The sequence below is a fragment of the Halosimplex salinum genome (assembly GCF_003730195.1).
GTDB classification, from domain to species: domain Archaea; phylum Halobacteriota; class Halobacteria; order Halobacteriales; family Haloarculaceae; genus Halosimplex; species Halosimplex salinum.
The window spans coordinates 32,752-58,460 of sequence record NZ_QWGG01000005.1 but is presented as its reverse complement, the minus strand read 5'-3'; the positions used below and the strand labels follow the sequence as shown (position 1 = coordinate 58,460).

20 protein-coding genes are annotated in these 25,709 nt (G+C 69.0%); 14 read left to right on the top strand and 6 right to left on the bottom strand.

All coding sequences use genetic code 11. The features are described from left to right. Positions 1-65: 65 nt before the first annotated feature. From D1409_RS14335 to D1409_RS14295, 10 genes are all read left to right on the top strand, one after another. Positions 66-1,049: a DUF4129 domain-containing protein gene (locus D1409_RS14335; RefSeq protein WP_123537680.1), complete on the top strand. Its 984-nt coding sequence runs from the start codon at positions 66-68 to the stop codon at positions 1,047-1,049. Between the two features lie 57 nt (positions 1,050-1,106). Further along, a complete protein-coding gene (locus D1409_RS14330) occupies positions 1,107-3,116 on the top strand; it encodes a DUF58 domain-containing protein (protein WP_123537679.1) in 2,010 nt (669 codons plus the stop codon). After that, positions 3,113-3,640, top strand: a complete 528-nt coding sequence (locus D1409_RS14325; protein WP_123537678.1) for a DUF7519 family protein — start codon at positions 3,113-3,115, stop codon at positions 3,638-3,640. The genes D1409_RS14330 and D1409_RS14325 overlap by 4 nt, the downstream gene beginning before the upstream one ends. A gap of 139 nt (positions 3,641-3,779) precedes the next feature. Continuing rightward, a complete protein-coding gene (locus D1409_RS14320) occupies positions 3,780-4,754 on the top strand; it encodes an AAA family ATPase (protein ID WP_123537677.1) in 975 nt (324 codons plus the stop codon). 170 nt (positions 4,755-4,924) lie between these two features. Next, the gene (locus D1409_RS14315; RefSeq protein WP_123537676.1) at positions 4,925-5,197 is read left to right on the top strand and encodes a hypothetical protein; all 273 of its coding nucleotides are present in this window, start codon (positions 4,925-4,927) and stop codon (positions 5,195-5,197) included. Between the two features lie 202 nt (positions 5,198-5,399). Beyond that, on the top strand, positions 5,400-6,419 hold the full coding sequence (locus D1409_RS14310) for an ABC transporter permease (RefSeq protein WP_123537675.1): 1,020 nt from the start codon (positions 5,400-5,402) through the stop codon (positions 6,417-6,419). Positions 6,420-6,425: 6 nt separating this feature from the next. Continuing rightward, a complete protein-coding gene (locus D1409_RS14305; RefSeq protein ID WP_123537674.1) occupies positions 6,426-7,478 on the top strand; it encodes an ABC transporter permease in 1,053 nt (350 codons plus the stop codon). 6 nt (positions 7,479-7,484) lie between these two features. Further along, positions 7,485-8,543, top strand: a complete 1,059-nt coding sequence (locus D1409_RS25245; protein WP_206425069.1) for an ABC transporter ATP-binding protein — start codon at positions 7,485-7,487, stop codon at positions 8,541-8,543. After that, positions 8,540-9,694: an ABC transporter ATP-binding protein gene (locus D1409_RS25240; RefSeq protein ID WP_206425068.1), complete on the top strand. Its 1,155-nt coding sequence runs from the start codon at positions 8,540-8,542 to the stop codon at positions 9,692-9,694. Before D1409_RS25245 ends, D1409_RS25240 begins: the two co-directional genes overlap by 4 nt. Positions 9,695-9,735: 41 nt before the next feature. Continuing rightward, positions 9,736-9,999 (top strand): hypothetical protein, encoded by a 264-nt coding sequence (locus D1409_RS14295; RefSeq protein WP_123537673.1) that lies wholly within the window; start codon positions 9,736-9,738, stop codon positions 9,997-9,999. A 19-nt stretch (positions 10,000-10,018) separates the two neighbouring features. Here D1409_RS14295 and D1409_RS14290 read toward each other — a convergent pair whose 3' ends face one another. Beyond that, positions 10,019-10,219, bottom strand: coding sequence for a hypothetical protein (locus D1409_RS14290; RefSeq protein ID WP_123537672.1), 201 nt, complete (start codon positions 10,217-10,219; stop codon positions 10,019-10,021). A gap of 219 nt (positions 10,220-10,438) precedes the next feature. Beyond that, entirely contained in the window at positions 10,439-11,119 is a 681-nt protein-coding gene (locus tag D1409_RS14285) for a hypothetical protein (RefSeq protein ID WP_123537671.1), read from the bottom strand. Between the two features lie 169 nt (positions 11,120-11,288). Between D1409_RS14285 and D1409_RS14280 the strand changes: the two genes are divergently transcribed. The 3 genes from D1409_RS14280 to D1409_RS14270 all read left to right on the top strand — a co-directional run bounded on the left by D1409_RS14280 (position 11,289) and on the right by D1409_RS14270 (position 17,996). Continuing rightward, positions 11,289-12,431: a hypothetical protein gene (locus D1409_RS14280; protein WP_123537670.1), complete on the top strand. Its 1,143-nt coding sequence runs from the start codon at positions 11,289-11,291 to the stop codon at positions 12,429-12,431. A gap of 77 nt (positions 12,432-12,508) precedes the next feature. Further along, the gene (locus D1409_RS14275) at positions 12,509-15,304 is read left to right on the top strand and encodes a glycoside hydrolase family 2 protein (RefSeq protein WP_123537669.1); all 2,796 of its coding nucleotides are present in this window, start codon (positions 12,509-12,511) and stop codon (positions 15,302-15,304) included. Between the two features lie 97 nt (positions 15,305-15,401). Continuing rightward, positions 15,402-17,996, top strand: coding sequence for an exo-rhamnogalacturonan lyase family protein (locus D1409_RS14270; RefSeq protein WP_206425067.1), 2,595 nt, complete (start codon positions 15,402-15,404; stop codon positions 17,994-17,996). Between the two features lie 40 nt (positions 17,997-18,036). Here D1409_RS14270 and D1409_RS14265 read toward each other — a convergent pair whose 3' ends face one another. The 3 genes from D1409_RS14265 to D1409_RS14255 all read right to left on the bottom strand — a co-directional run bounded on the left by D1409_RS14265 (position 18,037) and on the right by D1409_RS14255 (position 22,136). Further along, positions 18,037-19,227, bottom strand: a complete 1,191-nt coding sequence (locus D1409_RS14265; RefSeq protein ID WP_123537668.1) for an oligogalacturonate lyase family protein — start codon at positions 19,225-19,227, stop codon at positions 18,037-18,039. 725 nt (positions 19,228-19,952) lie between these two features. Further along, positions 19,953-20,987, bottom strand: coding sequence for a zinc-dependent alcohol dehydrogenase (locus tag D1409_RS14260; protein ID WP_123537667.1), 1,035 nt, complete (start codon positions 20,985-20,987; stop codon positions 19,953-19,955). 147 nt (positions 20,988-21,134) lie between these two features. After that, the gene (locus D1409_RS14255) at positions 21,135-22,136 is read right to left on the bottom strand and encodes a Gfo/Idh/MocA family protein (protein ID WP_123537666.1); all 1,002 of its coding nucleotides are present in this window, start codon (positions 22,134-22,136) and stop codon (positions 21,135-21,137) included. Between the two features lie 198 nt (positions 22,137-22,334). Between D1409_RS14255 and D1409_RS14250 the strand changes: the two genes are divergently transcribed. Continuing rightward, positions 22,335-23,798, top strand: coding sequence for a family 4 glycosyl hydrolase (locus tag D1409_RS14250; protein WP_123537665.1), 1,464 nt, complete (start codon positions 22,335-22,337; stop codon positions 23,796-23,798). A 44-nt stretch (positions 23,799-23,842) separates the two neighbouring features. On the opposite strand, the gene D1409_RS14245 is transcribed toward D1409_RS14250, so the two are convergent. Next, positions 23,843-25,627, bottom strand: coding sequence for a rhamnogalacturonan lyase (locus tag D1409_RS14245; protein WP_123537869.1), 1,785 nt, complete (start codon positions 25,625-25,627; stop codon positions 23,843-23,845). Positions 25,628-25,709: the final 82 nt, after the last annotated feature.

Here is a 25,709-nt window from a genome sequence, read left to right as displayed (position 1 = left end):
ATCATCGGATCGGACGGCACCGGCGTTCGACTCGATACTCTCGGTTACGGGGTTGGCGGCGCCGCATGAGCCAGAGTGTCAGTCGAGACGTCGCGACGCCGCTGATCGTCGCGATCCTCTGTATCGTGGGGATCGGGATGATCGCGGCGACGGTCGACACCGCCCAGTCCATCGGCGGGGACGGTGACGGCGGGATCATCGAACAGCCCGACGAGGGCCAACAGCCCGGACAGGAGAACCCCGACGGACCGGGGCAGTTCGAACCGGGCAACCCGAGCGACACGGCCGAGCGCAACGTCCTCGAGATCTCGGCGTGTATCGAGTTCCTCGACTCCATCCTCGGGACGCTACTCGTCGTGGCCGGCTTCCTGGGCGTGATCGGGCTGGTCTACTATCGGTTTAACTTCTCCGCGGCGCTGTTGACCAGCTGGGCGCTCCTCCCGCCGGTGGCGCTGGTGTACTTCCTCGGGACCAACTGCGCGACCCAGGGACCCACCTCGGGGGCGGGCGGAGGCGGAGGTAACCCCATCCCCGGCGGCGACACCGCGCCCATCTCGCCGCTGACGAACGTCCCGTCGTGGGCCATCGGGCTCCTGGTCGGGCTCGTCCTCGTCGGCGCGGTCGGGGCGCTCTACCGCTCGATGGGCGAGGAGGACATCGTCGTCGTCGAGGACGAGACGATCGACGACGGCCCCGACCTCGACCAGTTCGCCGAGGCGGCGGGCCGGGCGGCCGACCGCATCGAGGAGCACAACGCCGACGTCGACAACGCGGTGTACCGCGCGTGGGTCGAGATGACCGACCTGCTCGACGTCGACGACCCGGAGATGTACACCCCCGGCGAGTTCGCGGAGACGGCCGTCTCGCTGGGCATGGCGGAGGACGACGTCTCGGAACTCACGCGGCTGTTCAACGAGGTCCGCTACGGCGGCCGCGACGCCGCGGACCGCGAGGACCAGGCGCTGGACATCCTCCGGAACATCGAGTCGGCGTACAGCGGCGACGAACGAACTGGCGACGAACAGACGGAGGGTCAGAACGATGAGTAACACAGACACGACGACGCACGGCGCGAGGACCGACGCGACGAGCCCGAGGTGGGACCGATGGACGTAGACGACGTCGTCCGACTGGGACTGGCCGCCGTCGGGGCGATCGTGTTCGTCGTCGGCGCGGCCACGTACGTGGTCGTCGACCCGTTCGTGGGCTTTCTCCCCTCGACGTTCGCGGTCGTGGCCTTCGCCGGCCTCGTGGCCTTCCTGCTGGGCCTGTGGGCGATCCGGACGGCCTACAGGGGCGGCGTCGACCAGACGGCGATCCCGGACGTGGAACTCCCGCGGTCGTACCCCGCGCCGGGGTCGGATCTGGACCTGACGCTCTACCGGCTGACCCACCTCCGGCAGGGGACCTCCGAGTACCGCGACCAGATCCAGAGTCGCCTGGCCGAGGCCGCGGTGGCGGCCATCCGCCAGCGCGAGAACTGCACGCGCGCGGAGGCGGTCCACCAGCTCGAGGAGGGCGAGTGGACGGAGAACTACCAGGCCGCGTCGTTCTTCGCCGGCGGGTCGCCGCCGAGCCAGTCCCGGCTCGACAGGTGGCTCGGGGACGACGAGACGCCCTACGAGCAGTGGGTCGACGTCACCGTCGACGCGATCGCCGACTACGCCGGCATCGAGACGGCGACCGAACCCGAGGCGGCGACCGACGACGGCGACAGCGGCGGCCTGCTCTCGGGGCTCCGCGGCGGCGACGGCGACGATGGGCCCCGCGCCCAGGCGGGGTACCGCGAGCAGTACGTCGACGAGAACGCCGAGCGGATCACCGACTCCGTCGTCTACAACGAACTGGTCGAGACCGGCCAGTGGCGGGGCGTCACCGCCTTCGCGCTCGTGGCCGTCGGCTGGGGCGTCATCACCGCGACGCCCGCCGTCGTCCTCGTGGCCGTCCTCGGCGTCGCCTTCTCGGCGTACGCCCGGGCGGCGGTGCCCCCGGAACTGGCGGTGCTCGACGTCGAGCGGACGTTCGACGAGTCGGACGTGACGCCGGGCGAGGTCGTCGAGGTGACCGTCACCGTCGAGAACACCGGTGGCTCGTTCGTCCCTGACCTGCGGTTGATCGACCGCGTGCCCGGGAACATGCGCGTGGTCAGCGGGACGCCCCGCCTGGCGACCGCGCTCGGGTCGGGTGACACCGCCACGTTCACCTACCAGGTCGTCGCCGAGCGCGGCACCCACGAGTGGCCGCTGCTGGCGATCGGCCGGGACTTCTCCGGCGCCGTCGAGCGCGAGGCAGTCGTCGACGTCGAGGGAGAGATCCAGTGCGTCCCGTCGCTGCGGACGACCGCCGAGATGCCGGTCCGCCAGCAGACCTCGCTGTACTCCGGCCAGGAGAACACCTCCACGGGCGGGTCCGGGCTGGAGTTCTTCGCGGTCCGGGAGTACCGCGAGAGCGACCCGATGAACCGCATCGACTGGAAGCGTCAGGCCCGCACGGGCGAACTGGCGACCATCGACTTCCGCCTGGAGCGGGCGGCCTCGCTCGTGTTCCTGTTCGACGCGCGCGACGCCTCGTACGTCGCGCCGGAACCGGGCGAGCACCACGCCGTCGACCGCAGCGTCGAGGCGGCCGTCGAGGCGTTCGGCGCCCTCTCCGACCAGGGCAACATGGTCGGACTGGCCGCGTTCGACACGGTGCCGTGCTGGCTCGCGCCCAGCGCCGGCGACGCGCACCTCGAACGCGCGCGCCGGATGTTCGCCGGCCACCCGGCGATGTCCTCGACGCCGCCCGAGGAGTCGGAGACCGAGGGCCACTACGTGGACCCGATGACCCACGTCAGGAGCCAGCTCTCGCCGGAGTCACAGCTCGTGCTGTTCTCGCCGCTGACCGACGACTACACGGTCGAGGTCGCCCGACGCCTCGACTCCTCCGGCCACCGGGTGACGGTGATCAGCCCCGACCCGACGGCCGACCGGACCGTGGGCCAGCGGCTGGCCCGTATCGAACGGACAATGCGGGTCGCGACGCTCCGCGAGCGGGACATCCGCGTCGTCGACTGGGACTACGATAGCATGCTCGGACTTGCACTCGACGAAGCACGACAGAGGTGGGCCGTATGAGCGTCGAACAGGAGGAGTTCGCGACCGTCACGGTCGACCACTCGCCGACCAGACTCAGCTCCATCGCGGCGGTCGCCGCCGCGGTGGTCGCCGCCGTGACGAGCGCCCCCTTCGCGCTGTACGCGATCCCGCTGGGCTTCGGCGGCATCGCCGTGCTCGCGTCGGGCCTGTTCATGGGGTCGAGCCGCCTCCGCGTGACGATGGGCGCGGCCGGTCTCTTCCTCTCGGTGCTGATCGCCGGCCTGTTCGGCACCGGCCCGGAGATACTGCTCGTCAGCGCGGCCGCGACGATCCTGGCCTGGAACTTCGGCCAGAACGCGATCAGCCTCGGCGAGCAGATCGGGTCCAGTTCCCGAACCAGGCGCAACGAGATCATCCACGCCGCCGCCGCGACGATCGTCGCGATGGTCGCGACCGGCGTCGGCTACGGCGTCTACCTCGTCGGGAGCGGCGGGCGCCCGATGGCCGCGATCGGGATGCTCTCGCTGGCGCTCGTGTTCATGATCTGGGCGATCCGGACCTGAGCGCCGGCGCTCGGTGCAGTCTCTCGACCGACGGCTTTCTCGACCGCGTTCGATATCCGACCGACAGCGGCGCCGTCGTGGTCGCCCGGGGGTTCTAAGAACCGACAAACATAAGTCCGACCGAGAGGATTGCCATGGTATGAGTACGTCTACCGGAGAGTTCACCGTTCAGGAGGCCAGCGAGCGTTGCGACCAGATCATCGAGGAGATCCAGTCCGCGGTCATCGCGGACCGGGACTTCCTCGAGGAGGTCCTGCTGGCCATCCTCGCGGAGGGGCACGTCCTGCTCGAGGACGTCCCCGGGACGGGGAAGACGCTGACGGCGATGAGTTTCTCGAGCGCCTTCGGGCTGGACTTCTCGCGCATCCAGTTCACCCCGGACCTCCTGCCGAACGACGTCTCCGGGACGAACATCTACAACGAGCGGGACAACCAGTTCGAGTTCCAGCCGGGTCCGATCTTCGGTAACGTCATCCTGGCCGACGAGATCAACCGCGCGCCGCCGAAGACGCAGGCGGCGCTGCTCGAGGCGATGCAGGAGAAGCAGGTCACCATCGAGGGCGAGACCCGCCAGCTGCCCGAACCGTTCTTCGTGATCGCGACCCAGAACCCCGTCGAACAGGAGGGGACGTTCCCGTTGCCCGAAGCGCAGGTCGACCGCTTCTTCGTCAAGACGTCGCTGGGCTACCCCGACGACGAGGGCGAACTCGAGATCCTGCGCCGGCGCGCCGGCCGAACCGAATCGACTCCCGAGTCCGGGCGGGTCATGGACAGCCCCGAGGAGGTCCAGGCCCTGCAGGACGTCGTCGAGACGGTCCAGACCGACGAGGACCTGCTCGTCTACCTCAAGGAGATCTGCCGGATGACCCGCGAGGACCACCGCGTCCGCACGGGCGTCTCCCCGCGCGGGACCCAGCGCCTGTTCGAGTGTACCCGCGCCCGCGCGGTCATCGAGGGCCGCGACTACGCGACCCCCGACGACGTGAAGAAGATCGCGAAGCCCGTCCTCTCGCACCGCCTCGTGCTCACGCCCGAGGCCGAGGTCAACGACGTCGAGAAGGACGAGGTCGTCCAGGACGTCCTCGACGAGGTCCCGGTCCCGACCGTCCAGTAACGCTCTCCTCCGCCGTTTCGTCGTCGCCGTCCGCGCCCGCTACGAGGGAGCGACCGCGCTCAGTACGAGGGATCCGGCCGCACCCAGCACGAGGGGCCCGACCGCGGCGCTCCCCCGTCGTCCCCGGATGAGTGTACAAGTTTAAGTCCGGGCCAGCGAATCAAGCACGTATGAGCGCTGACGGTAACAAGATCGAGTGTCGACGGTGCCGCGAAACGTTCCCGATCGACGCCGACAGTTGTCCGAACTGCGGCAAAGAGGTCCGGAGCAACACGCCCTACTACGTCGGGGCGGCTCTCGGGGTCGTGCTCGTGCTCACGGCGGTCCTGTCGATGGGCGAACTCCTCGCGTACGGCGCCCTCGGCGCGGTCATCGCCGTCAGTTGCGGCTACATGATCTACCGGAAGCGCCAGCGCATCGTCGAGGAAGGCGAATCGATCTGAGCCGTCCGGCCGAACAGCCCCGCTACTCTCCGCCCGCCCGGAAGGCCCCCGCCGTGTCACAGCCGACGAGACGGGCCCGCCGCGCCCGATCCGCTCCTCGACCGCGACTCGCCTCCCCCCGACAGCTGAGACGCCGCGCATCCGGCGCCTGAGGGTCGTTACCAAAGCTTTTTATCCCGGTAGCTTGTGCCATGCGATAGCAATGGGATACCTGCGGAATCGATTACTGCAGGCAGTAATCACACTGTACAGTATCATCACGTTGGGGTTCGTGTTCATCCGTATGATGCCCGGGAGTCCGTCGGCGTATCTCCGCGCGGAGATCCAGCAGAATCCGGGTGCCTACGGACTGCCGCCGAACCCGACGCTCGAACAGATAAACGACGTCATGCAGACCCAGATGAACTACACGCCGGGCCCGATCTGGGAGAAGTACATCTCCTACATGCAGGGCGCGGTCCAGGGCGACTTCGGCACGTCGGTGATCGTCGACCCCGGCGCGTCGAACGTCCAGCTCATCCTGGAGGCGGCGCCGTGGACGATCTTCATCTCCTCGGCGGGGCTGGTGTACGGACTCGTCGCGGGGATCGTCCTCGGGTCGCTGATGGCCTACTACGAGGGGTCGAAGATGGACGTCGGGCTGACGGTCTCGATGCTGGCCGCCAGCTCGGTCCCCTACTACATCGTCGCCATCCTCCTGCTGTTCCTGTTCTCCTACAACCTCGAGTGGTTCCCGACCGGCGGGCGGTTCAACACCAACACGACGCCCGGGTTCAACTACCCGTTCATCGCGGGGGTGTTCAACCACGCGGCGTTACCGATACTCTCGGGAATCACGATCGGGTTCGGCGGGAACGCGCTCAGTCTGCGCGCCAACTCGATCCGCCTGCTCGGCGAGGAACACATCCGAAACGCCGAGCTCCGGGGGCTGTCGACGTACACGATCTCGACGCGCTATCTCGCGCGCAACGCGATCCTCCCGATGTACACCGGGATCGTCCTGGGGCTGGCCGGCCTGATCGGCGGGTCGATCATCCTCGAGGAGATCTTCGTCTACCGCGGGATGGGCAAGCTGATGTACGACGCGACGGTCCAGCGCGACTTCCCGCTGATGACGACGTCGCTGATCTTCACGACGGTCATCTTCGTCGCGGGGACCCTGATAGCCGACTTCACGTATTCGCTGATCGATCCGCGGGCAGAGCAGTCGAGCATGGGGTGATCACGTATGGGAACTGGAGAATCTCCGGCCGAGAAAGACGACGAATCGCCGTTTAGATCGCAGTCCGACTACGACGCGACCGCGATGGACATCTACGAGGTCGTGTTCGGTCGCTGGGTCGTCGCGCCGCTGCGGGTCCTCTGGAGCGACTACCGCGGCCGGTTCGGCCTGCTCCTGGTGACGTTCTACGTCCTCGTGGGAACCGTCGGCGTCGTGGTCATCCCCGAGCCGTCGGTCGACCCGATCAACCGACTCCTGAGCCCGCTCGAACAACCTGACCTCCGGTACCTGCTGGGCAGTGACGGCGTCGGGCGCGGCCTCCTGCCGCTGATGGCTCACGCGACGCCCAAGATGCTGAAGATGATGCTCGCGGGCGCCATCTTCGGGAACACGCTGGGCGTCGTCGTCGGCCTCGTCTCCGGGTACACCGGCGGCAACACCGACAAGATCCTCATGACGGTCACCGACGTGGTGGCGTCGATCCCGGCACTGCCGCTACTCCTGATCCTCGCGGCGATCATCGAGCCGCGCAACCCCTACCTGATCGGGGTCATCCTGACCGTCCAGGCGTGGGCGGGCCTGGCTCGCGGGATCCGCGCGCAGGTCCTCCCGCTCCGCAACGTCGAGTACGTCGAGGCCTCCCGGACGATGGGACAGTCGACCTCGACGGTGCTGATGAAGCAGGTCCTGCCGGACCTGCTTCCGCTGGTGACGCTGCGGTTCATGTCGACCGCACGTTCGGTCATCTTCGCGTCGGTCGGCCTGTACTTCCTGGGGCTGCTGCCCTACACCAGCGCCAACTGGGGCGTCGTCCTCAACAGCGCCTACGAGAACTCGAACATCCTCGCGTCGTTCGAGAACGCTCACTGGCTGCTCGTGCCTGCCCTGACCATCGCGATGTTGACCTTCGGGCTGACGCTGCTCGCGCAGGCGTTCGACCAGGTCTTCAACCCGCGCGTCAGGGCGCGCCACGAGGCGCGCAAGGCCGACGTGGAGGAGGACATCGACGAGACCGACATCGAAGAAGGCGGCGTCTCCCAGCTGGGATTCCAGCAGTGATCACACATGTCTGAATCAGAATTCGCGACCGGCCGACCGCAGGAGAACCGCGACACCGTCCTGGAGGTCCGCGACGCCACCGTCACGTACGAAATGGGTCGCGGCCAGGCGCGTGTCCTGAACGAGATCAACCTCGACATCTACCGCGGGGAGACCCTCGGCATCGTCGGCGAGTCCGGGTCGGGCAAGTCGATGTTCGCCTCGACGCTGATGGACGCCGTCGAGGAACCGGGACGTCTCCAGGGGAGTATCACCTACTACCCCGACGAGGGCGATCCGATCGACATCACGGAACTGGAGGGCGGAGACACCAAGCGGCTCCGCTGGGAGGAGATCGCGCTGGTCTCCCAGGGCGCGATGAGTTCCTTCAACCCCACCAAGCCGATCCGGACCCACTTCGAGGAGACGCTCTCGGCGCACAACGCCGACAAGGACGAGGGGATGGAGCGGGCCCGCTCTATCATGCGGGACCTCAACCTCGACCCCGACGCGATCCTCGACGAGTACCAGCACGAGCTCTCGGGCGGACAGCGACAGCGGGCGCTGGTCGCGCTGGGACTGCTCCTCGAACCCGACGTGCTGATCCTCGACGAGCCGACGGCGGCGCTCGACCTGCTGATGCAGCGGTCGATCCTGCGCCTGCTCTACACCATCAAGGAGGAGTACGACATCACGCTGATCGTCATCAGCCACGACCTCCCGGTGGTCTCGGGCTTCGTCGACCGCCTCGGGGTGATGTACGCCTTCGAGTTCGTCGAACTCGGCGAGACCCGGGACGTGATGCACGAGGGTGCACACCCGTACACGCGGGCGCTGTTGCGGTCGACGCCGAACCTGGCGATGGCGGTCGACGACATCGCCACCATCGAGGGGTCGAGCCCGGACCCGATCAACATCCCCTCGGGGTGTTCCTACAGTCCGCGCTGTCCCATCGCGGACGACCGCTGTACCATCGAGGACCCCGAGCTGATCGAACTGGAAGACGACCACGACGTGGCGTGTTTCTACCCGGACCGCGCCCGGAAGGAACTGCCCGTCAGCCTCTCGGAGGACGATTCAGAATGAGCACGATCGATACGGACGAGGACGTGATCGACAACGACGAACCGGTGCTGTCGATGGAGAACGTCTCCGTGGAGTACCAGGACGAGTCGCTGCTCGAATCGGCGCTCCCCGACAGCGTGACCGACCGTCTCGGGATGGGCGAGGAACCCGTCCACGCGGTCGACGACGTCTCGCTGGAGATCGGCGAGGAGGACGTCGTCGTCCTGATCGGCGAGTCCGGGTCGGGCAAGACGACGCTGGGCCGGACCGCCATCGGGCTCCAGGAGCCCACCGCCGGCTCGGTCAAGTACCGCGGCTACGACATCGAGGCCGTCGAACGCGGCGAGCACGCGGGCGAGGTGTACGCCGAGGACATCCGTCGGGCGCTCCAGATCGTCCACCAGGACTCCGACGCGGCGCTGAACCCCTACCGGACGATCCGGTCGCAACTGGCCGAACCGCTGAAGCTGTGGTACCCGACTATGGACCTCAACGACCGGCAGGAGCGCATCTCGACCATGCTCCAGACCACGGGCATCGCCCCGCCGGAGGACTACATGGAGCGGTACCCCCACGAGCTCAGCGGCGGCGAGAAACAGCGCGTGGCGATCATCCGCGCGATGCTGCTCGAGCCGGACCTCATCCTCGCCGACGAGGTGGTCTCGGCGCTGGACGTGAGCCTGCGCATCGACATCATGGACCTCCTGCTCGACCTGCAGGAGATGTTCGGGACCTCCTACCTGTTCGTCTCGCACAACCTCACCAACGCCCGGTACATCGCCGACAAGGCGGACGGCCGCATCGCGGTGATGTACCTCGGCCGGATCGTCGAGGTCGGGTCGGCCGACGATATCATCAACGACCCGAGCCACCCCTACACGCAGATCCTCAAGTGGGCGTCGCTCCCGCTCGACCCCGACGAGGCCCGCGAGACCATCACCGACGAGTCGCCGATGATGTCCGACGAGGCGCCGGACCCGCGGAACATCCCCAGCGGCTGCCGGTTCCACACGACGTGTCCGAAGGCCCACGAGGTCTGCACCGAGGTCGACCCCGACCTCATCGGCGGCGAGGAGCGCGAACACCGGGCGGCCTGTTTCCGCGAGGAGCCCACCCACGAGTACTGGGACAGCGAGTCGATCCACGGCGGCGACCGCGAGATCCCGCTGTAGGCACCGCAACGACTAACTGAAACCACGATAATCACTCACACATGCTACGGTACTCCGCGTCACTGCTGTCGGACTACTTCGACCACCCGATACTCGGGCTGCTGTTGCTCGTCTCGGCGTTGCTGTTCGCCGTCGCCGGCGTCCTGAGCGCCGTCGACGTGCCGGGCGTCCCGGCGATCGCAGCCGGGTGGTTCGCAATCTACGGCATCGGCGCCGGCACACTCGGCCTGTTCGGCTACCTCGTCCTCTACGTGTCCCGCGGCGTCTCGATCGTCCGGGACATGGCCGGACCGGGCGCGAGCTGAGGCCGCCGTCACCGCGTTTCTACCTGAGCGGCTCGAACGGGTCCCACTCGAAGTAGAGCATCGACCCGACGATCACCATCCCGGCGACGAGGTGGACGGTCGCGAGCACCGACACGACGAACGTCGGCGAGTCAGAATCGACCGAGAGCATCGACGCGACGAGGATCCCCTGCAGTACCACGGCGACGATGAGGACTCCCTTCCAGAACTGCCTGTTCATACCCCTCCCTATCCGCCGGTCTCTCTAAAACCCTGTGGCGCGGCGGTCGCCGCGATCGGTCCGTCCCGCGGCGTCGCGACCGGACGAGGCCGCCCATTCCGGCCGGTCGAGCGGCACGCAGACGTTCCACGTGTCCGCGGGCCACCGGGCGTGGGAAGGGAGGGCGGCGGGCGAGTCCGCGTCCGACTGACGACCGAACAGGCGCGGTCGAGGCGCCGCTCACTCCGAGGGCGCCGCCAGTTCCCACTCGACGCGCCTGTTCAGCGTCCTGGGATTGAGGTCGGCGACGAGTTTCAACCGGTCGAGGGTCACGTCCGCGCCGACGTCGTAGAGGATCCAGCCCGTGGCCGACTCGCCCGGCGGGAGCTCGGCCCGGTAGTCCCCCAGAGCGAACGTGAGACGGTCGTAGATCGTCTCCTCGCGGACGAGCCTGCCGTCGACCGTCACCGGCTCGTTGCCCTCCACGGGGACCTGCGTGAGGTTCTCGTCGGTGGGGTCTCCCTCCGTCCCGCGCTTGTGGAGGTATATCTCGCCCTCCGAGATGACCGTCCCGCCGGGCATCGGCACGCCGAGCGGCTCGTCCGTGTCGTTCGAGAGCCGGAGGACGACCACGACGAACTGGCGGCCGTCGGAGCTCTCGATCGTTCGGGTTGTCGGCGTCCCCTCCGGCGTCTCGTCGTTCCCGTACCGTTCCGGCGGAGGGGTCACCGTGACGCTCTGGCGGAGCTCGCCGACGAGGAGGGTCACGTCGAGTCCGTCGACCGTCGCCGTGTCGCCCACGCGGTTCGTACCGCCCTCGTCGGTGCCGTCACCCGACGAATCCGAACACCCGGCCAGCACACCTGTCCCGACCGTGCTACCCAGCGCTGCGAGGACCGACCGCCTGTCGAACGGTGCCATGATACGATAGGTGTTAGTGAGGCTGCATATATCCGTTTCGGGACGCTCCGCTCCACCCCGCTCCCGCCGCGCTGCCGGCGACTCGCCCACGCGGCGCTCTCGGCGGTCGATCCGCCAGCCGGCGCGGGTGAACGGCACCTTTTTGCCCGGACCGCACCGACCGCCACCCATGGACGAGTCCGGTCGGACTGACGACCGCACGCGGCGGGCCTGTCTGCGAGCGCTCGGGGCCGCCGTCGGGGCGGCGTCGCTCGCGGGGTGCCAGCGACGTGTCCTCGGGGGCGGGACGCCGACGCCACGCGACTCCACGTGCGCCTCCGGGGACACCGACGCCGAGGCGCTGTACGACGACTGGCTCCTGCGGCTCCGACCCGGCGACTACGACGCTCCGACGCTCGCGTTCGCCAGCGCCCGCCCCCGGTTCCTGATGCCGCATTCGGACCTCTACCGCGGACTGCGGCCGTACCTCTGGTACAGCCGCGAACTCGCGGAGGCCGCCGCGATGCCCTTTCCCGAACTCGACCGGGTGACGGCGCTCCGACCGCCCAGCGAGCGCCCGGCGCTGTACGTCGTCTTCGACTACTCCGAGGAGCGCTGGCGGTGGCTCACCCGCCTCCAGGGCACCGGCTTCCGCAGCGCGGAACTCACGGAGGCCTCGGACTACCGCGGCTTTCAGCGCCGCGGCGTCTCCGGGAGCAAGGTCAACGCCCTCGCTTTCGACGACGACCACGTCGTCGCCGCACCGAAGGCCGCCGATCCGGTCGCCGTCGACGCGACGGCGCGCATCGAGCGCCTCCTCGACACCGCGCGCGGTGACGCCCATCCCGGACACTGCTACTCGGCCGCCGACCGGGCGCTCGTCGAACGCCTCCCCGAGGCGGACTTCGTCTTCGCGCGCTTCCGCACGGACGGCGGGGCCTTCGCCGGGAGCTCCTGGGCGCCCGACGGCGCCCGCGCGGGCGGGTTCGCGCTGACGGTCCGCTGGGCGGGCCGAGGCGCGGTCGGCACCACGACGCCGGTCGAGACGGCGTCCGGCACCGACGGCGACGCGACGGCCGACGACAGATCGCCGGCCGCGACCGAGACGGCGGCTCCCACCGCGACCGAGGCGCCCGAGGACCCGGTGGTCGACCGCCGGTTCGTCGCCGCGTTCCCCGACGGGGAGGCGGACGCCGACGCGACCCGGTCGTGGGTGGAGTCGAACTGGCTCCGCGACGGCGAGCGCGACGACCCCCTCCAGTTCGTCGACCCGTCCTACGAGCGGTCGGGGCAGACGGTGGTCGTCACCGAGTCCCGGCCGCTCGACGGCTGAGATCCGGGTCTCGACCGGGCGCGGTTCCGCTTCCGGCGACGCCAGCGTTATAACGACCTCGGTCGTCTCTGGTGGCGATGGCCGATTCCGTTACCGACCGGATCGATCTGGCCGGTCGCTGGGAGTTCACACTCGACCCCGACGACGGAGTGGACGCCGAGCGACCGCCGTCGACCGACTTCGACGACAGCATCGCGCTCCCCGGGACGACCGACGAGGCCGGGGCGGGCGAGCGCACGACCGAACGGACGCCGGGGCACCTGACCCGCCGGTATCGGTACGAGGGCGCGGCCTGGTACCGCACGACCGTCGAGATCCCGGACGCGTGGGCCGACAGACGCGTCGTCCTCCGACTCGAACGCACCCGTCCGACCCGGGTGTGGGTCGACGGTGACCCTGCCGGTCGGGACGACAGCCTCTCGACGCCCCACGAGTACGACCTCACCGACGCCCTCGACCCCGGCGAACACGCCCTGACGCTCCGGATCGACACCGGCTCGGAACCGGTCGCGTTCCCGGGCGTCCAGCGCTCCCACGCCGCGACAGAACACACCCAGACCAACTGGAACGGCGTCGTCGGCGGCCTGGAACTGGTCGCCACCGCCCCCGTCTGGATCGACGACTGTCGGGTCTCCACGGACCCCGCGGCCGGGACCGCGCGCGTCGAAGTGACCGTCGGGAACCGGACGGGGGCGGCCGCCGAGGGGTCAGTCGAACTGGCCGCCGAGAGCGCCGACGGAACCCACGCCGTCGATCCCCAGACGGCGTCCGTTCGCGTCGACGGCGAGTCGACGACCCTCGCTATCGACTACGACCTCGGCGACCCGCTCCGGTGGGACGAGTTCGACCCCGACCGCTACGAACTGACCGCGACGCTGGACGCGACTGCCGACGGCATCGACTACGCCCACGCCACCGACACGATCTTCGGCGTCCGGTCGTTCGAGCGCGACGGGACGCAGTTCGCGGTCAACGGCAAGACCACCTTCCTCCGGGGGAACGTCGACTGCTGTATCTTCCCGGAGATGGGCTACCCGCCGACCGACGAGGCGGCGTGGCGCGAGGTCTTCGAGACTGCACAGGAGTACGGCCTCAACCACTACCGGTTCCACAGCTGGTGCCCCCCGGAGGCCGCCTTCCGCGCCGCCGACGAACTGGGGATCTACCTCCAGCCGGAGCTCCCGCTGTGGAACAACGGCGGCGCCTTCGAGGACCCGGACGCGGCCGCCTTCTACCGCGCCGAGGCCGAGCGGATCCTCGACGAGTACGGCGACCACCCGTCGTTCGTCATGTTCGCGCTGGGCAACGAGCTCTCGGGCGACTTCGAAGCGATGAGCGATCTGGTCGAAACCCTCCGGGAGCGGGACCCGCGGCGGCTGTACGCCTGCGGCTCGTACAACGGGCTCAGCGACTCGACGCTCACCGACGCGGACGACTACTGGACGACCGCGTCGGTCCCGCCGATCCCGACCGACGCCGACTCGGGCCGGGAGATGGTCCGCGGGGCCGCCATCGACGAGGCGCCGCCCGCGACGACGACCGACTACTGCGAGGCCGTCGAGGACATCCCGGTCCCCGTCGTCGCCCACGAGATCGGGCAGTACCAGACCTACCCCGACTTCGCCGGGCTGGACCGCTACGACGGCGTCCTCGCGCCCCGGAACCTCGAACTCAAGCGCGACCACCTCGAAGCCCACGGCCTGCTGGACCGCGCGGGCGACTTTGCCGACGCCTCAGGACGCCTCTCGGTGCAGTGTTACCGCGAGGAGGTCGAGGCCGCCCTGCGGACGCCCGGGTTCGGCGGGTTCCAGCTCCTGCAACTGGAGGACTTCCCCGGACAGGGGACCGCGCTGGTCGGGATTCTCGACCCGTTCCGCGAGTCCAAGGGACTGATCGACCCCGCCGACTGGCGGCGGTTCTGCGCCGAGAGCGTCCCGCTGGTCCGCCTGGACGCGCGGACGGTCTCGGCCGGCGAGTCGGTCTCTGCGGACGTGCAACTGGCGCACTTCGGCCCGGAGCGCCACGAGAGCGCCGTCGCCGAATGGACGCTGACAGCCGCCGACGGGTCCGAGGACTCGGGCGCCGTGGTCGCGACGGGAGCGCTCCCTGCCACGGACGTACCCCAGGGCGAACTCGTGGATCTCGGGCCCATCGAGATCGACTTCGCCGACGCCCTCGCGAGCGCCGACGGCGTCGACGCGCCCGTCCGTCTCACGCTCTCGGTGACCGTCGAGGCCACCGGTGCTGCCACCGACTACGACGTGTGGGTGTACCCCGCTGACCTGCCCGCTGTCGACGCCGACGCGGGAGCGTTCGGCGGGTCCGCGGACGCCGCGGTGACCGTCCGCCGGGCCTTCAACGCGGAGACCCGCGAGTTGCTCGACGCGGGCGAAGACGTGATCCTCGTCCCCCGCCACGAGGACCTGCGCCACTCCGTCGAGTCGGCGTTCGCCCCCTGTTTCTGGTCGTACGCGCTGTTCAAGCGCAACGCGCCCGCGGGGACGATGGGCCCGCGCTGTGACCCCGATCACCCCCTGCTCGACGGCTTCCCGACGGACAGCCACGGCGACTGGCAGTGGTGGCACCTCCTCTCGAACGCCCGCGCGGTCGTGCTGGACGACGCGCCCGACGACTTCGAGCCGCTGGTCCGCGTGATCGACAACGTCGAGCGCAACCAGCGACTGGGCCTCGTCTTCGAATCGGCCGTCGGTGACGGGAATCTGCTGGTCTGTGCGGTCGATCTGTTCGCGGCCGACGACGACCCCGCCGTGCGAGCGTTCGGGCGGTCGCTCGTCGCGTACGCCGAGTCGGCGGCGTTCGACCCCGACCAAGCGGTCTCGGAGGCCGTCCTCGAGAAACTGCTGACGATCTAGGCGTCGCGGCTCGACCCGCTCGGGCCACCAACCAGCGTTCTGAGCGCCGCCGGGTCCGCGCCCGAAGCCTTAATTCCGTGCGAAAAGTGGCCCCTGCATGGACTTCGGAGCCGCTGTGCACTGGCTAGAGGACCGGCCGACGGTGCCGACCGGCGTGACGTGGGGCGTCCCCTGGGCGGAGGGGGAACTCGACCGGGACGACGCCCTCGGAATGGCGACCGGGGCGGGAACGCCCGTACCGGTCCAGTCGTGGCCGACGGCGTACTGGCCGGACGGGAGCGTCAAGTGGACCGGCCACGCGGCGACAATCTCCGACGAGACGGCCGACGCGTTCGAGATCGGTCCCGACGAGACAGCGGCGCGCCCCGAATCGACTCCGGGCCAGCGACTGACGATAGCGGACGCGGACGACCACGTCGAGGTCGATACGGGTCGGCTGGTCTGCCGGGTGAACAAGGACGGGCCGTCCGTCATCGGGCTGCTCGAAACGGACCAGCGCGTCGTCTGTACCGACGGACGGCTCGTCTGCATTCGGGAACGCCGCCGCGAGGAGGCAGGCACCGACGTCTCCGAGCAGGAGCGGTTCGAGGGACGCGTCGACGACGTCACGCTCGAACAGGAGGGGCCGATCCGGGCCGTCGTGAAGGTCGAGGGCGAGCACGAGGCGGCCGACGGCGGGGAGGAGTGGCTCCCGTTCACGCTCTATCTCACGTTCTACGCCGGCGTGGCGTCCATCGAGGCGACCCACACCTTCGTCTACGACGGCGACCCCGAACGGGATTTCATAGCGGGGCTGGGACTGTCCTTCGCCGTTCCGATGGCCGGGCCGGCGTACAATCGCCACGTCCGGTTCTCCGGGGACGAGGGGCTCTTTCGCGAACCCGCACAGGTGTTGCCGCCGCGAGCCCTCGGTCCCGATCGAGAGCGCGCCGAGCGCCAGATCGCCGGCGAGCCGCTCGATCCGCGGCCGGACGACGACGAGGAGTGGGCCGAGATGATCGAGGACGTGACGCCCTGGAACGGGTTCAAGCTGGTCCAGGATTCGGCCGACCATCACGTCATCAGGAAGACGGCGGGCGAGGACTACTGCTGGGTCGACGCGGCGCACGGCCGGCGGTCGTCGGGGCTGGGCTTCGTCGGCGACAGCGACGGCGGCCTCGCAGTTGGCGTGAAGGACTTCTGGGAGACGGAGCCCTCGTCGCTCGAAGCGACCGACGTGCTCGCCGACGAGGCACGGCTCCGTGCCTGGTTCTGGTCGCCGGACGGTGAGACGATGGATCTGCGGCCGTACGACGAAGCGGGGCGGGATACGGGCGGCGCGGCCTACGGCGGGGTCGACGCTGAACTGAGCACGCCCCGCGGCATCGCGAAGACGAGCGAGTTCACGCTGTTTTGCTTCGACGACGTCCCCGACCGGGACGCGTTGCTCGGCTGTGCCGACGAGGCCCGCGCTCCGTCGCTGCTGGTCTGTGACCCTGACCGCTACTACGAGACGGGGGCGTTCGGGCGGTGGAGCCGCGAGGACAGGAGCACGCCGGCCCGGGCGTGGATCGAGGATCAACTCGATGCCGCGATATCGTTCTATCGGGACGAGATCGAGCAACGGCGGTGGTACGGGTTCTGGGACTACGGCGACGTCATGCACACATACGATCCGACCCGGCACAGCTGGTACTACGACGTCGGCGGGTACGCCTGGCAGAACACCGAACAGATGCCGACGATGTGGTTCTGGTACGCGTTTCTCCGGTCGGGGCGCGCCGACGTGTTCCGACTGGCGGAGGCACAGACCCGCCACACGAGCGAGGTCGACGTGTATCACGAGGGGCCGCTCGCGGGGCTCGGCTCGCGACACAACGTCCTGCACTGGGCCGGCGGCTGCAAGGAACCGCGGATCAGCACGACCGCCCACCACCGCTTCTACTACTACCTGACCGGCGGCGACGAACGGCTCGGGGAGATCTTCCGGGAGGTCCGCGACGCCGACTTCGCGACGCTGGACGTCGATCCGATGCGGAACCACGTCGCGGACGACGACCACCCGACCCACGCCAGGATCGCCCCGGACTGGCTGTCGTACTCCGCGAACTGGATGACCGAGTGGGAGCGGTTCGAGTCCGAGGAGTCTCGGGAGAAGATCCGCACGGGGATCGAGTGCATCAAAGAGATGCCGTTGCGGATGTTCTCGGGGTCGACGTTCGGCTACGACCCCGAGACCGGCGAACTCCACCACATCGGCGACGGAAACTACGGCCACACGTTCCTCCACTGCATGGGCGGGCCCCAGCTCTGGCCCGAACTCGCCGCGCTGATCGACGACCCCGAGTGGGAGGAAATGCTCGCGGAGACGGGCGAGCTGTATCTCGACGAGGAGGCACGGGACGAGCGGCTCCCCGACTGCGTCGCCGACTCGCTCGACAAGCTCCCGATGTACGCGACGAACATGGCCGGTTTCGCGGCGGAACTTCACGACGACGAGGAGCTGGCGGAGCGAGCGTGGGACCTCCTCCTGTACGACGACGAGCGGCGCGTCGAGCTCCCGATGGAGCGGGAGACGGTCGAGCATGCGTATCCGTCTCCGATAGAAGAGCTCCCGGGCGTGAAGACGAACATCGTGTCGATCTGGGCGCTGAACGTGATCGCCTGTCTCGAATACATCGGTGAGCACCTCCCAGCCCCTCCGACGGAGTGACCGTCGAGAGCGGCCGTCGTTCGGCGACGCTCGGCCGGGCTCAGTCGCTCTCGTACTCGGGCAGGTCCTCGAATTCGGGGACCTCGGCGAGGTAGAGGTTGCTCGACCCGTCGTAGCGAGCGGAGTCGAACAGCACGTGCGAGCCGTCGGGGCTGAACCGCGAGTGAGGGTGCGGTCCCGCGTGGTCCCAGTCGTGCGTCGCGAGGACGCGGGGGCCCTCGTACTCGCCGGCAGCCTCGTCCCACCGGTACAGCAAGCTGTGCGGGACCGCCTCGAACGTGCCGTCGCAGACCAGCAACTCCGGCGAGTTGGCGTGGGTGTGCGTCAGTGCGTACACCTCGTCGGGGAGGGCGGTCTCCCGGCGGTCCGTGTCGTCGTAGCGACTGCTCCCGATGAACGGCTCGGGGTCGTCGACGCGCTCGCGGCCCTGCGGGTCCTTCAGCGAGCCGTGGTAGCCGACCCGCTCGCCGTCCTGCATCCAGTACTCGTGGCCGACCCCGCCCGCGTCGGGGACTTCCCTGACTTTCCAGGTCTCGCCGGTCTCGGCGTTCACCGACCAGATGCGGTTCTCGACGGCGTCCCACGGCCCCTCCTCGCAGTAGGTGAACAGGTCCGGTCGCGTCGGCGAGGCGTTGACGTGGCTGCTGGCCCAGACGTCGACCTCCCTGAGGCGTTCCGGCTCCCCGCCGTCGGTCGGGACCGACAGGATACGCGTGTCCGGCGCGGCCTCGAAGGTCCCCGAGAGCTTGTCGTCCCGCTCGGGCACTTCCACGTCCTCGCCGATGGCGACGTAGAGCCGACTCCCGTCGGCGTTCACGTCGAACGAGCCGCCGGTCCAGCCGTCGGGGACCTCGTAGTGGACGCCCTCGACGCGCAGCGTCCCGAGGTCCAGGCTCACCAGCCGGTCGCGCGCCCAGAAGTAGACGAGTTCCGCGTCGTGGTCGATCGAGGTCCCGCCGCGGAAGCCCTCGACGTCGGTGACCTGCGTGATCAGCCCCGATTCGAGGTCGATCGAGTGCAGCTGGCGCGAGCCGGTCCGGTCCGAGCGAAAGAGGAGGCGACGGCCGCCGTCGTACCAGCCGTCCTCGGTGAAGTAGAGGTGGTAGTCGCCGACGCCGGGGTAGCTCGTCAGCCGGCGCACGCGAGCGCCGCTCGTCGGGTCCGCGTACGTCTCGTCCTCGGCGGGCCAGTGACTGCCCGCTCGCGGTCCCTGTTCGATAGTTTCTGGCATGGCAGGTGTAGACATCCTGGGCGTCGCGGCGGATATAGCTTCGCCCCGCAGAACCTCTCGCTGGGAATCTCCACCGGTCGTCCCGGCCGGTCGGTTCGACCTGCACCCCACCAGCGACGGCCCACGCTCGCGTCCGCCGCCCGCCGGTGGGACACCCGACGACTCGTCGAAAGTGCTTCCGGCAATACCGGACACCGATCGGGCAGTGTGCCCTCTCTCCCCTGGCGACGACGGCGCGACGACGTTCCGGTAGTCTCACAAGAAATTACAGACGTAGTAGTGTAATAAATCGGGTTCAGGCGTGCCCTAATCCCCCGACTCGACACCCGATACCGACCGAGAACGAACGCCCACACCGTGTTCGCGCCGGTCTCACTCACCGACACTGCAGCGCGATCGTTCCGGTATTACCGAACCGAGTATGATAATTAGTACCATAGATCGGAGTGGTTCCGATCGAGCAGTTCGGTACTCCTGATTCCAGTGATCGGGCCGTCACCTGCTTCCGGCATTACCGAACAGAATTCAGGAGCGCACGACGGGGTACGGCCCGTACAGCGGGTGATCTGACCGGCCGAGCGCTATCAGATCGTCGGTCGAATCGGGAAGCGTCGCTCGACGGAGCGGAGCACTCGGGGTAGTGCGTTGCGGTCAATCCGTCGCCGTAACGGCCGTACTACCGCGAATCGATCGGACGGTGCGGCGATGGCGGCGCTTCGAGAGTCTCAGTCGTCGGCGAAACGGAAGACCGGCTTGACGACTTCGGAGGCGAGGAACGATTCGAAGGCGGCCGTCGGATCGGCGGTCGAGAACGAGTCGTCGACGACGGTCTCGGCGTCGATCTCGCCGTTTTCCATGAGCCGCAGGGCCTGTTCGAAGTTCGTCCAGTCCGAGCCGTAGGAACTGACGACGTCGATCTCGCCGCGGACGACCGGTGTCATCAGGAGTTCGCTGGGCTCGCGCGGGATGCCGACGACGACGACTTCGCCGCCCTTGCGGACGACCTCGACGCCGGTCTCCACGCCCGTGTGATGCCCGCTGGCGTCGAACACCGCGTCGAACCCCACGTCGTCGGTCCGAGCCACGGCGTGGGTTTCGAGGTCCGTCTCGGAGATGTCGATGGTATCGATGCCGAGCGATTCGACGAGCGGGAGACGAGCGGCGGCGTCCTGGCCGAGGCCGGAGACGAGGACGTTCGCGCCGAGTGAGGCGGCCACAGCGGCGGTGAACACGCCGATCGGGCCGGGCCCCTCGACGAGGACGTCGTCGCCCGGGTTGATCGACGAGCGGGTCAACACCGCCCGTGTGGCGATGCTCAGCGGTTCCGTGATCGCCGCGTCGGCCAGCGGGACCGCGTCGGGAACGGCGTGCAGATGCTCGGGGTCGACGACGGTGTATTCGGCGTAGGCGCCGTCGCGGTGCATGCCGGTGATCGAGAAGTTCTGGCAGATGTTCTCCTCGCCGTTGCGACACTGGAAACACTCCCCGCAGTGGTGGATCGGCTCCTCGACGACCCGGTCGCCGGGCTCGAAACTGGTGACGTCGCCGCCGACGGCTTCGACGGTGCCGGAGTACTCGTGGCCCATGATCCGCGGCATGGCGATCCAGTCGTACCCGCCCTCGTACTCGTAGGCGTGGGCGTCGCTGCCGCAGATACCTGCCGTGTGCACCCGGACGAGGACCTCCTCGGGACCGGGTGACGGCCGCTCTCCCTCCTGGACTTCGACGGACGCTGGGCCCGTCTGGACGATTTGCTTCATAGCCTAATAGATCCCTCTCGTCTTCGACACAGGAAGTGCGAGCCTTCGGCACATAAAGATGTTGGACGGGGGAACGTTGCGGTCGGTCCGTTTTCCCGGTCGGGCGCCCCACTCCCCGGCCGGTGGTCGACCGCCTCGTCCGCCTCCTCACTCCAGGTCGACCGTGACGCGTTCACCGGTCCGGGCGCTCTCGTAGGCGGCGTCGAGCAGCGCAGTCACGACGAGGACGTCCTCTGCGGTCGCGGGCGGTTCGTCCCCGGTCTCGATGGCCTCCGCGAACGCGGCGAACTTGCTCGGCGCCTCGTCGTAGGCCAGCTCCGGCGTCCGCTCGCTCCCGTCGGCGTCGACGACGGTGAGGTGGCGCTGCCCCCAGTCGACGCCTTCCAGGTACATCGCGCCCTCGTCGTCCCAGACGTGGATGTGCTCGCGAGTCGCGGGCGCGACCGCCGAGTCGGCGAAGCTCGCGACCGCGCCGTTCTCGAAGCGGACCGTCAGCGAGGACTTCGTGTCGATGTACTGCTCGTCGTCGTAGAAGTCCATCTCGGCGCTGACCGCCGTCGGGGTCAGCCCCGACAGCCACAGCACCGACTCGAGGACGTGCGTCCCGACACTGAAGAGGTGCCCGCGCCCGCCGATGTCGGGGTCGACTCGCCAGTTCGTCCCGCGCTCGAAGTGGCCCGTCCAGTCCTGGGTCAGCTCGCCGGTCATGAACGTCGGTTCCTGCCCCTCGTCGTGATAGCGGTCGTACGCCGCGACGAACCCGGGGTTGAGGTGACGCTGGTAGCCGGCCATGAACACCAGGTCGGACTCGGCGACCCGGTCGCGGAGCCGCTGGGCGGCCGCCTGTTCGATCACGACCGGTTTCTCGCAGAGGACGTGCAGGCCGCGGTCGAACGCCTCGTGGATCTGGTCGTCGTGGAACGCGGGCGGCGTCGCGACGATCACCGCATCCAGATCTGTCGTCTCGTACATCTCGGCCTCGTCGGTGTACAGGACCGACTCGTCGAGGTCGTGTTCGGCCGCGAGGTCGGCGAGCGCGTCCTCGTTCACGTCGACCGCCGCCGCGATCTGTCCCTCCGGGTGCTCGCGAACCTCGCGCGCGAGGTGGGTCCCGATGCCGCCGGTCCCGATAATGGCAGTTCGTAACACGACGCGGTTGTTCAGCGGCCGGTCGCTTGCGTCTTACGGATCCCGAGGCGGGCCGTCACGGACCGTGGGTCGCTCGACGTCGCACGTCCGAGCGCGCCCAACGGTGGGAATCTCGCCGGGCGCGACACCGTCGGGAGAGACGGCGCGATCCGCCGTGAACGGCAGGTATTATTATCGCCGGGGCGCTGGGTGGGATACATGCATTCGCTGCAAGCGGAGCCACCAGTCGACGGAGCGGCGACCGACGTTCGGATCGGATACGTCGGCGGCGGCAGCCAGGGCTGGGCGCTGACGCTGATCAACGACCTCGCCCAGTGCGAAGACGTCTCGGGCACCGTCGCGCTCTACGACGTGAACCACGAGGGGGCCGTCGAGAACGCCGAACTCGCCAACGACGTGATGGACCGCCCGGACGTGCCCGGCGACTGGACGTTCGAGGCCCACCGCGACATGGACGACGCGCTCGCCGGCGCGGACTTCGTGGTCTGCTCGACGCAGGACCCGCCCGAGGAGACGTTCGTCCACGACATCGACGTGCCACAGGAGTACGGCATCTACCAGACCGTCGCCGACACCGTCGGCCCCGGCGGCGTCTTCCGGTCGCTGCGCTCGATCCCGCAGTACCGAGAGATCGCAGCGACCGTCCGCGAGCAGTGCCCCGACGCGTGGGTCGTCAACTACACCAACCCGATGACCGTCTGCACGCGGGCGCTCTACGAGGAGTACCCCGATATCAACGCCATCGGCCTCTGCCACGAGGTGACGCACGTCCAGCACATGCTCGCTGACGTCGCCGAACGGCACATCGACGCCGCCGAGGACGTCTCGGGGTCGGAGATCGCAGTGAACGTGAAGGGGATCAACCACTTCACGTGGATCGACGAGGCGCGCTGGCGCGGCCACGACGTCTACCAGTACCTCGACGAGGAACTGGAGCGCCACCGGCCGCTCCCGGGCTTCGAGTCCGGTGAGCTGGCCGACGAGTCATACTGGAGCAACCACGACCAGGTCGCCTTCGACCTGTACGACCGCTTCGGCGTGTTCGCCGCCGCCGGCGACCGTCACCTCGCGGAGTTCGTCCCGTGGTACCTCGAGGTGGACACGCCCGCCGAGGTCGAACGGTGGGGCATCCGCCTGACGCCGAGTTCCGCACGCCGGAGCGACGGCGAGGCGCCGGCGAAGATGGACAAGTTCCGCGACGAGGACGGCGAGTTCCACCTCTCGGAGTCGGGCGAGGAGGTCGTCGACATCGTGCGCGCGCTGCTGGGCATCGAGCCCACGAAGACCCACGTCAACTACCCGAACCGCGGCCAGTGCCCCGACCTGCCCGACGGCGCCGTCGTCGAGACGAACGCGCTGATCACCGGCGACGACATCTCGCCGATCACCGCGGGGACGCTCCCGCGGCAGGTCCGCAGCATGGTCACGCGGGCGATCCACAACCAGGAGACGCTGATCGAGGCCGGCTTCGCCGGCGACCTCGACCTGGCGTTCCAGGCGTTCCTCAACGAGCCGCTCGTCACCGTCCAGCGCGACGAGGCGCAGGACCTCTTCGCCGACCTCGTCGCCATCGAGCGCGACTACCTCGACGCCTACGACGTCGAGGACGCCTCGGTGCTCGACGACTACGAACTCGACCGCGAGGCGGTCCTCGCGGACTGAGCGGCGACCGCGGATTCGGTCGTCGGTCGAGACGGGGGACTCGCTCAGTCGTCGGTCGAGACGAGTTCGAGGTCCGCCGTCGGCGGGTCGTCCATGCCGACGCCGAGGAAGAAACTCGGGTGGGGCGGCTGGTTGTACGCGACGTTCTGCCACGCGAGCGCGAGGCGGTACTGCGGGTCGTGCAGCAGCGTCGGGATCCGGTGTCCGGTCTCGTGGGGCGTGGCGTACAGCCGGAGCGCCTCGCTGTCCGGTTCGCGCAAGAGGACCTCCTCGCGCCAGTCACCGAGCAAGTCCCCAGAGAGACAGGGGTTGCCCTTCGTCCAGTTGTTCGACCGGGTGCCCTCGAAGGTCTCCAGTCGCTCTAGCTCGCCCGCGTCGGGGTCCCACCGCTCGATCGTGGGGATGCCGACCCCGTCGCCCTCCCAGTCGTGGTCGAGCAGTTCCCGCCGCAAGTCGCCGGTCCACCAGACCGCGGAGTTGTACGACGCGGGCGTCTCGCCGATCCGCTCGCCGTCGGCGGTGTGGAGGCCGACGCCGGCCGGCGCCCACGCTTCGGCGCCGTCGTGTTCGGGGTCGATGTCCGCGACCATCCCGCGGCCGGTGTCGGTCCCAGTGTACTCGCCCCAGATCAGTTCGCCGGTGCCGGCCTCGCGCATCGACGCGCCGTGGGGGGCGTCCTCGGGTTCGTGGACCTGGTACACCTCCAGCCCCTCGCGCTCGGGGAGGAAGTCGCCGCAGTGGAGCGCGTCGCCGTGCAGCCAGCCCGTCGAGTACAACCCGGTCCCGTCGTGGTCGACGACGCAGGCGCCGTAGACGATCTCGTCTCTGCCGTCGCCGTCGACGTCCGCCACGCTCAGCTGGTGGTTGCCCTGGCCCTCGTAGGCCTCGTTGCCCTCTGTGCTGTCGAACACCCATCGCTGGGTGAGCTCGCCGTCGCGGAAGTCGTAGGCAGCCAGCATCGTCTTCTCGTAGTACCCGCGGGCGTTGACGATGCTCGGTCGCTCGCCGTCGAGGTAGGCGACGCCGGCCAGGAACCGGTCGCCGCGATTCCCGTAGTCGTCTCCCCAGTCCGCGATGTCACCGCGGGCGGGCTCGTAGTCGATCGTCGTCAGCGCGGCGCCGGTCTCGCCGTCGAAGACCGTGAAGTACTCCGGCCCCTCGATGATGCGGCCGGTCTCGTTCCGGTAGTCGGCGTCGGGGTCACCGATGACCGCCCCCTCGCCGTCGACGGTGCCGTCGGCGGTTCGGACGGCGAGTTCCGCCCGTCCGTCGCCGTCGAAGTCGTAGACGAGGAACTGGGTGTAGTGGGCGCCCGCGCGGACGTTCCGGCCGAGTTCGATCCGCCACAGATGGGTGCCGTCCAGTTCGTAGGCGTCGAGGATCGTCTGGTTCGTGTACCCCTCGTGGGCGTTGTCCTTGGCGTTCTCCGGCGACCACTTGAGGACGACGTCGAGGCTCCCGTCACCGGTCAGATCGCCGACGCTCGCGTCGTTCGCGTGGTACGCGACGAGCGAGTCGTCGTCGGGCGCCGCCGCTTCGACCGGGTCCGGCCGCTCCAGCGGGATCCGTCTGTACTCCCGGTCCCACGCCTCGACGGGGTCGGATCGCTGCCCGCCGCCGTCGACGCGCTCGACCGCGTACGCGTCGCCCGGTTCGCCGTCGGGGTCGCGGTAGTTCGTGCTCTCGGTCACGGGCTCGTCGGTCACGCGCTCGCCGTCACGGTACACGTCGAAGGCGGCGTCGCGCGGCTCGGTCCCGAGCAGCCGCCAGCGAACGAGAATCCCGTCCTCGGCGGGCACCGCGACCACGCCGCGGTCCAGCGCCTCCATCCGGCGTGGCCCGGTGTCGTCCGTCTCGTCGACGTCGATGCCGCCGTCGGTCAGGAGTTCGCCGCTCGCGCCCTCCGGTTCG

Excerpts from the sequence above, each read along its gene's own strand:
- D1409_RS14335 (WP_123537680.1), top strand. The coding sequence starts at position 66 with ATGAGCCAGAGTGTCAGTCGAGACGTCGCGACGCCGCTGATCGTCGCG.
- D1409_RS14330 (WP_123537679.1), top strand. The coding sequence starts at position 1,107 with ATGGACGTAGACGACGTCGTCCGACTGGGACTGGCCGCCGTCGGGGCG.
- D1409_RS14325 (WP_123537678.1), top strand. The coding sequence starts at position 3,113 with ATGAGCGTCGAACAGGAGGAGTTCGCGACCGTCACGGTCGACCACTCG.
- D1409_RS14320 (WP_123537677.1), top strand. The coding sequence starts at position 3,780 with ATGAGTACGTCTACCGGAGAGTTCACCGTTCAGGAGGCCAGCGAGCGT.
- D1409_RS14315 (WP_123537676.1), top strand. The coding sequence starts at position 4,925 with ATGAGCGCTGACGGTAACAAGATCGAGTGTCGACGGTGCCGCGAAACG.
- D1409_RS14310 (WP_123537675.1), top strand. The coding sequence starts at position 5,400 with ATGGGATACCTGCGGAATCGATTACTGCAGGCAGTAATCACACTGTAC.
- D1409_RS14305 (WP_123537674.1), top strand. The coding sequence starts at position 6,426 with ATGGGAACTGGAGAATCTCCGGCCGAGAAAGACGACGAATCGCCGTTT.
- D1409_RS25245 (WP_206425069.1), top strand. The coding sequence starts at position 7,485 with ATGTCTGAATCAGAATTCGCGACCGGCCGACCGCAGGAGAACCGCGAC.
- D1409_RS25240 (WP_206425068.1), top strand. The coding sequence starts at position 8,540 with ATGAGCACGATCGATACGGACGAGGACGTGATCGACAACGACGAACCG.
- D1409_RS14295 (WP_123537673.1), top strand. The coding sequence starts at position 9,736 with ATGCTACGGTACTCCGCGTCACTGCTGTCGGACTACTTCGACCACCCG.
- D1409_RS14290 (WP_123537672.1), bottom strand. The coding sequence starts at position 10,219 with ATGAACAGGCAGTTCTGGAAGGGAGTCCTCATCGTCGCCGTGGTACTG.
- D1409_RS14285 (WP_123537671.1), bottom strand. The coding sequence starts at position 11,119 with ATGGCACCGTTCGACAGGCGGTCGGTCCTCGCAGCGCTGGGTAGCACG.
- D1409_RS14280 (WP_123537670.1), top strand. The coding sequence starts at position 11,289 with ATGGACGAGTCCGGTCGGACTGACGACCGCACGCGGCGGGCCTGTCTG.
- D1409_RS14275 (WP_123537669.1), top strand. The coding sequence starts at position 12,509 with ATGGCCGATTCCGTTACCGACCGGATCGATCTGGCCGGTCGCTGGGAG.
- D1409_RS14270 (WP_206425067.1), top strand. The coding sequence starts at position 15,402 with ATGGACTTCGGAGCCGCTGTGCACTGGCTAGAGGACCGGCCGACGGTG.
- D1409_RS14265 (WP_123537668.1), bottom strand. The coding sequence starts at position 19,227 with ATGCCAGAAACTATCGAACAGGGACCGCGAGCGGGCAGTCACTGGCCC.
- D1409_RS14260 (WP_123537667.1), bottom strand. The coding sequence starts at position 20,987 with ATGAAGCAAATCGTCCAGACGGGCCCAGCGTCCGTCGAAGTCCAGGAG.
- D1409_RS14250 (WP_123537665.1), top strand. The coding sequence starts at position 22,335 with ATGCATTCGCTGCAAGCGGAGCCACCAGTCGACGGAGCGGCGACCGAC.
- D1409_RS14245 (WP_123537869.1), bottom strand. The coding sequence starts at position 25,627 with ATGGAGGCGCTGGACCGCGGCGTGGTCGCGGTGCCCGCCGAGGACGGG.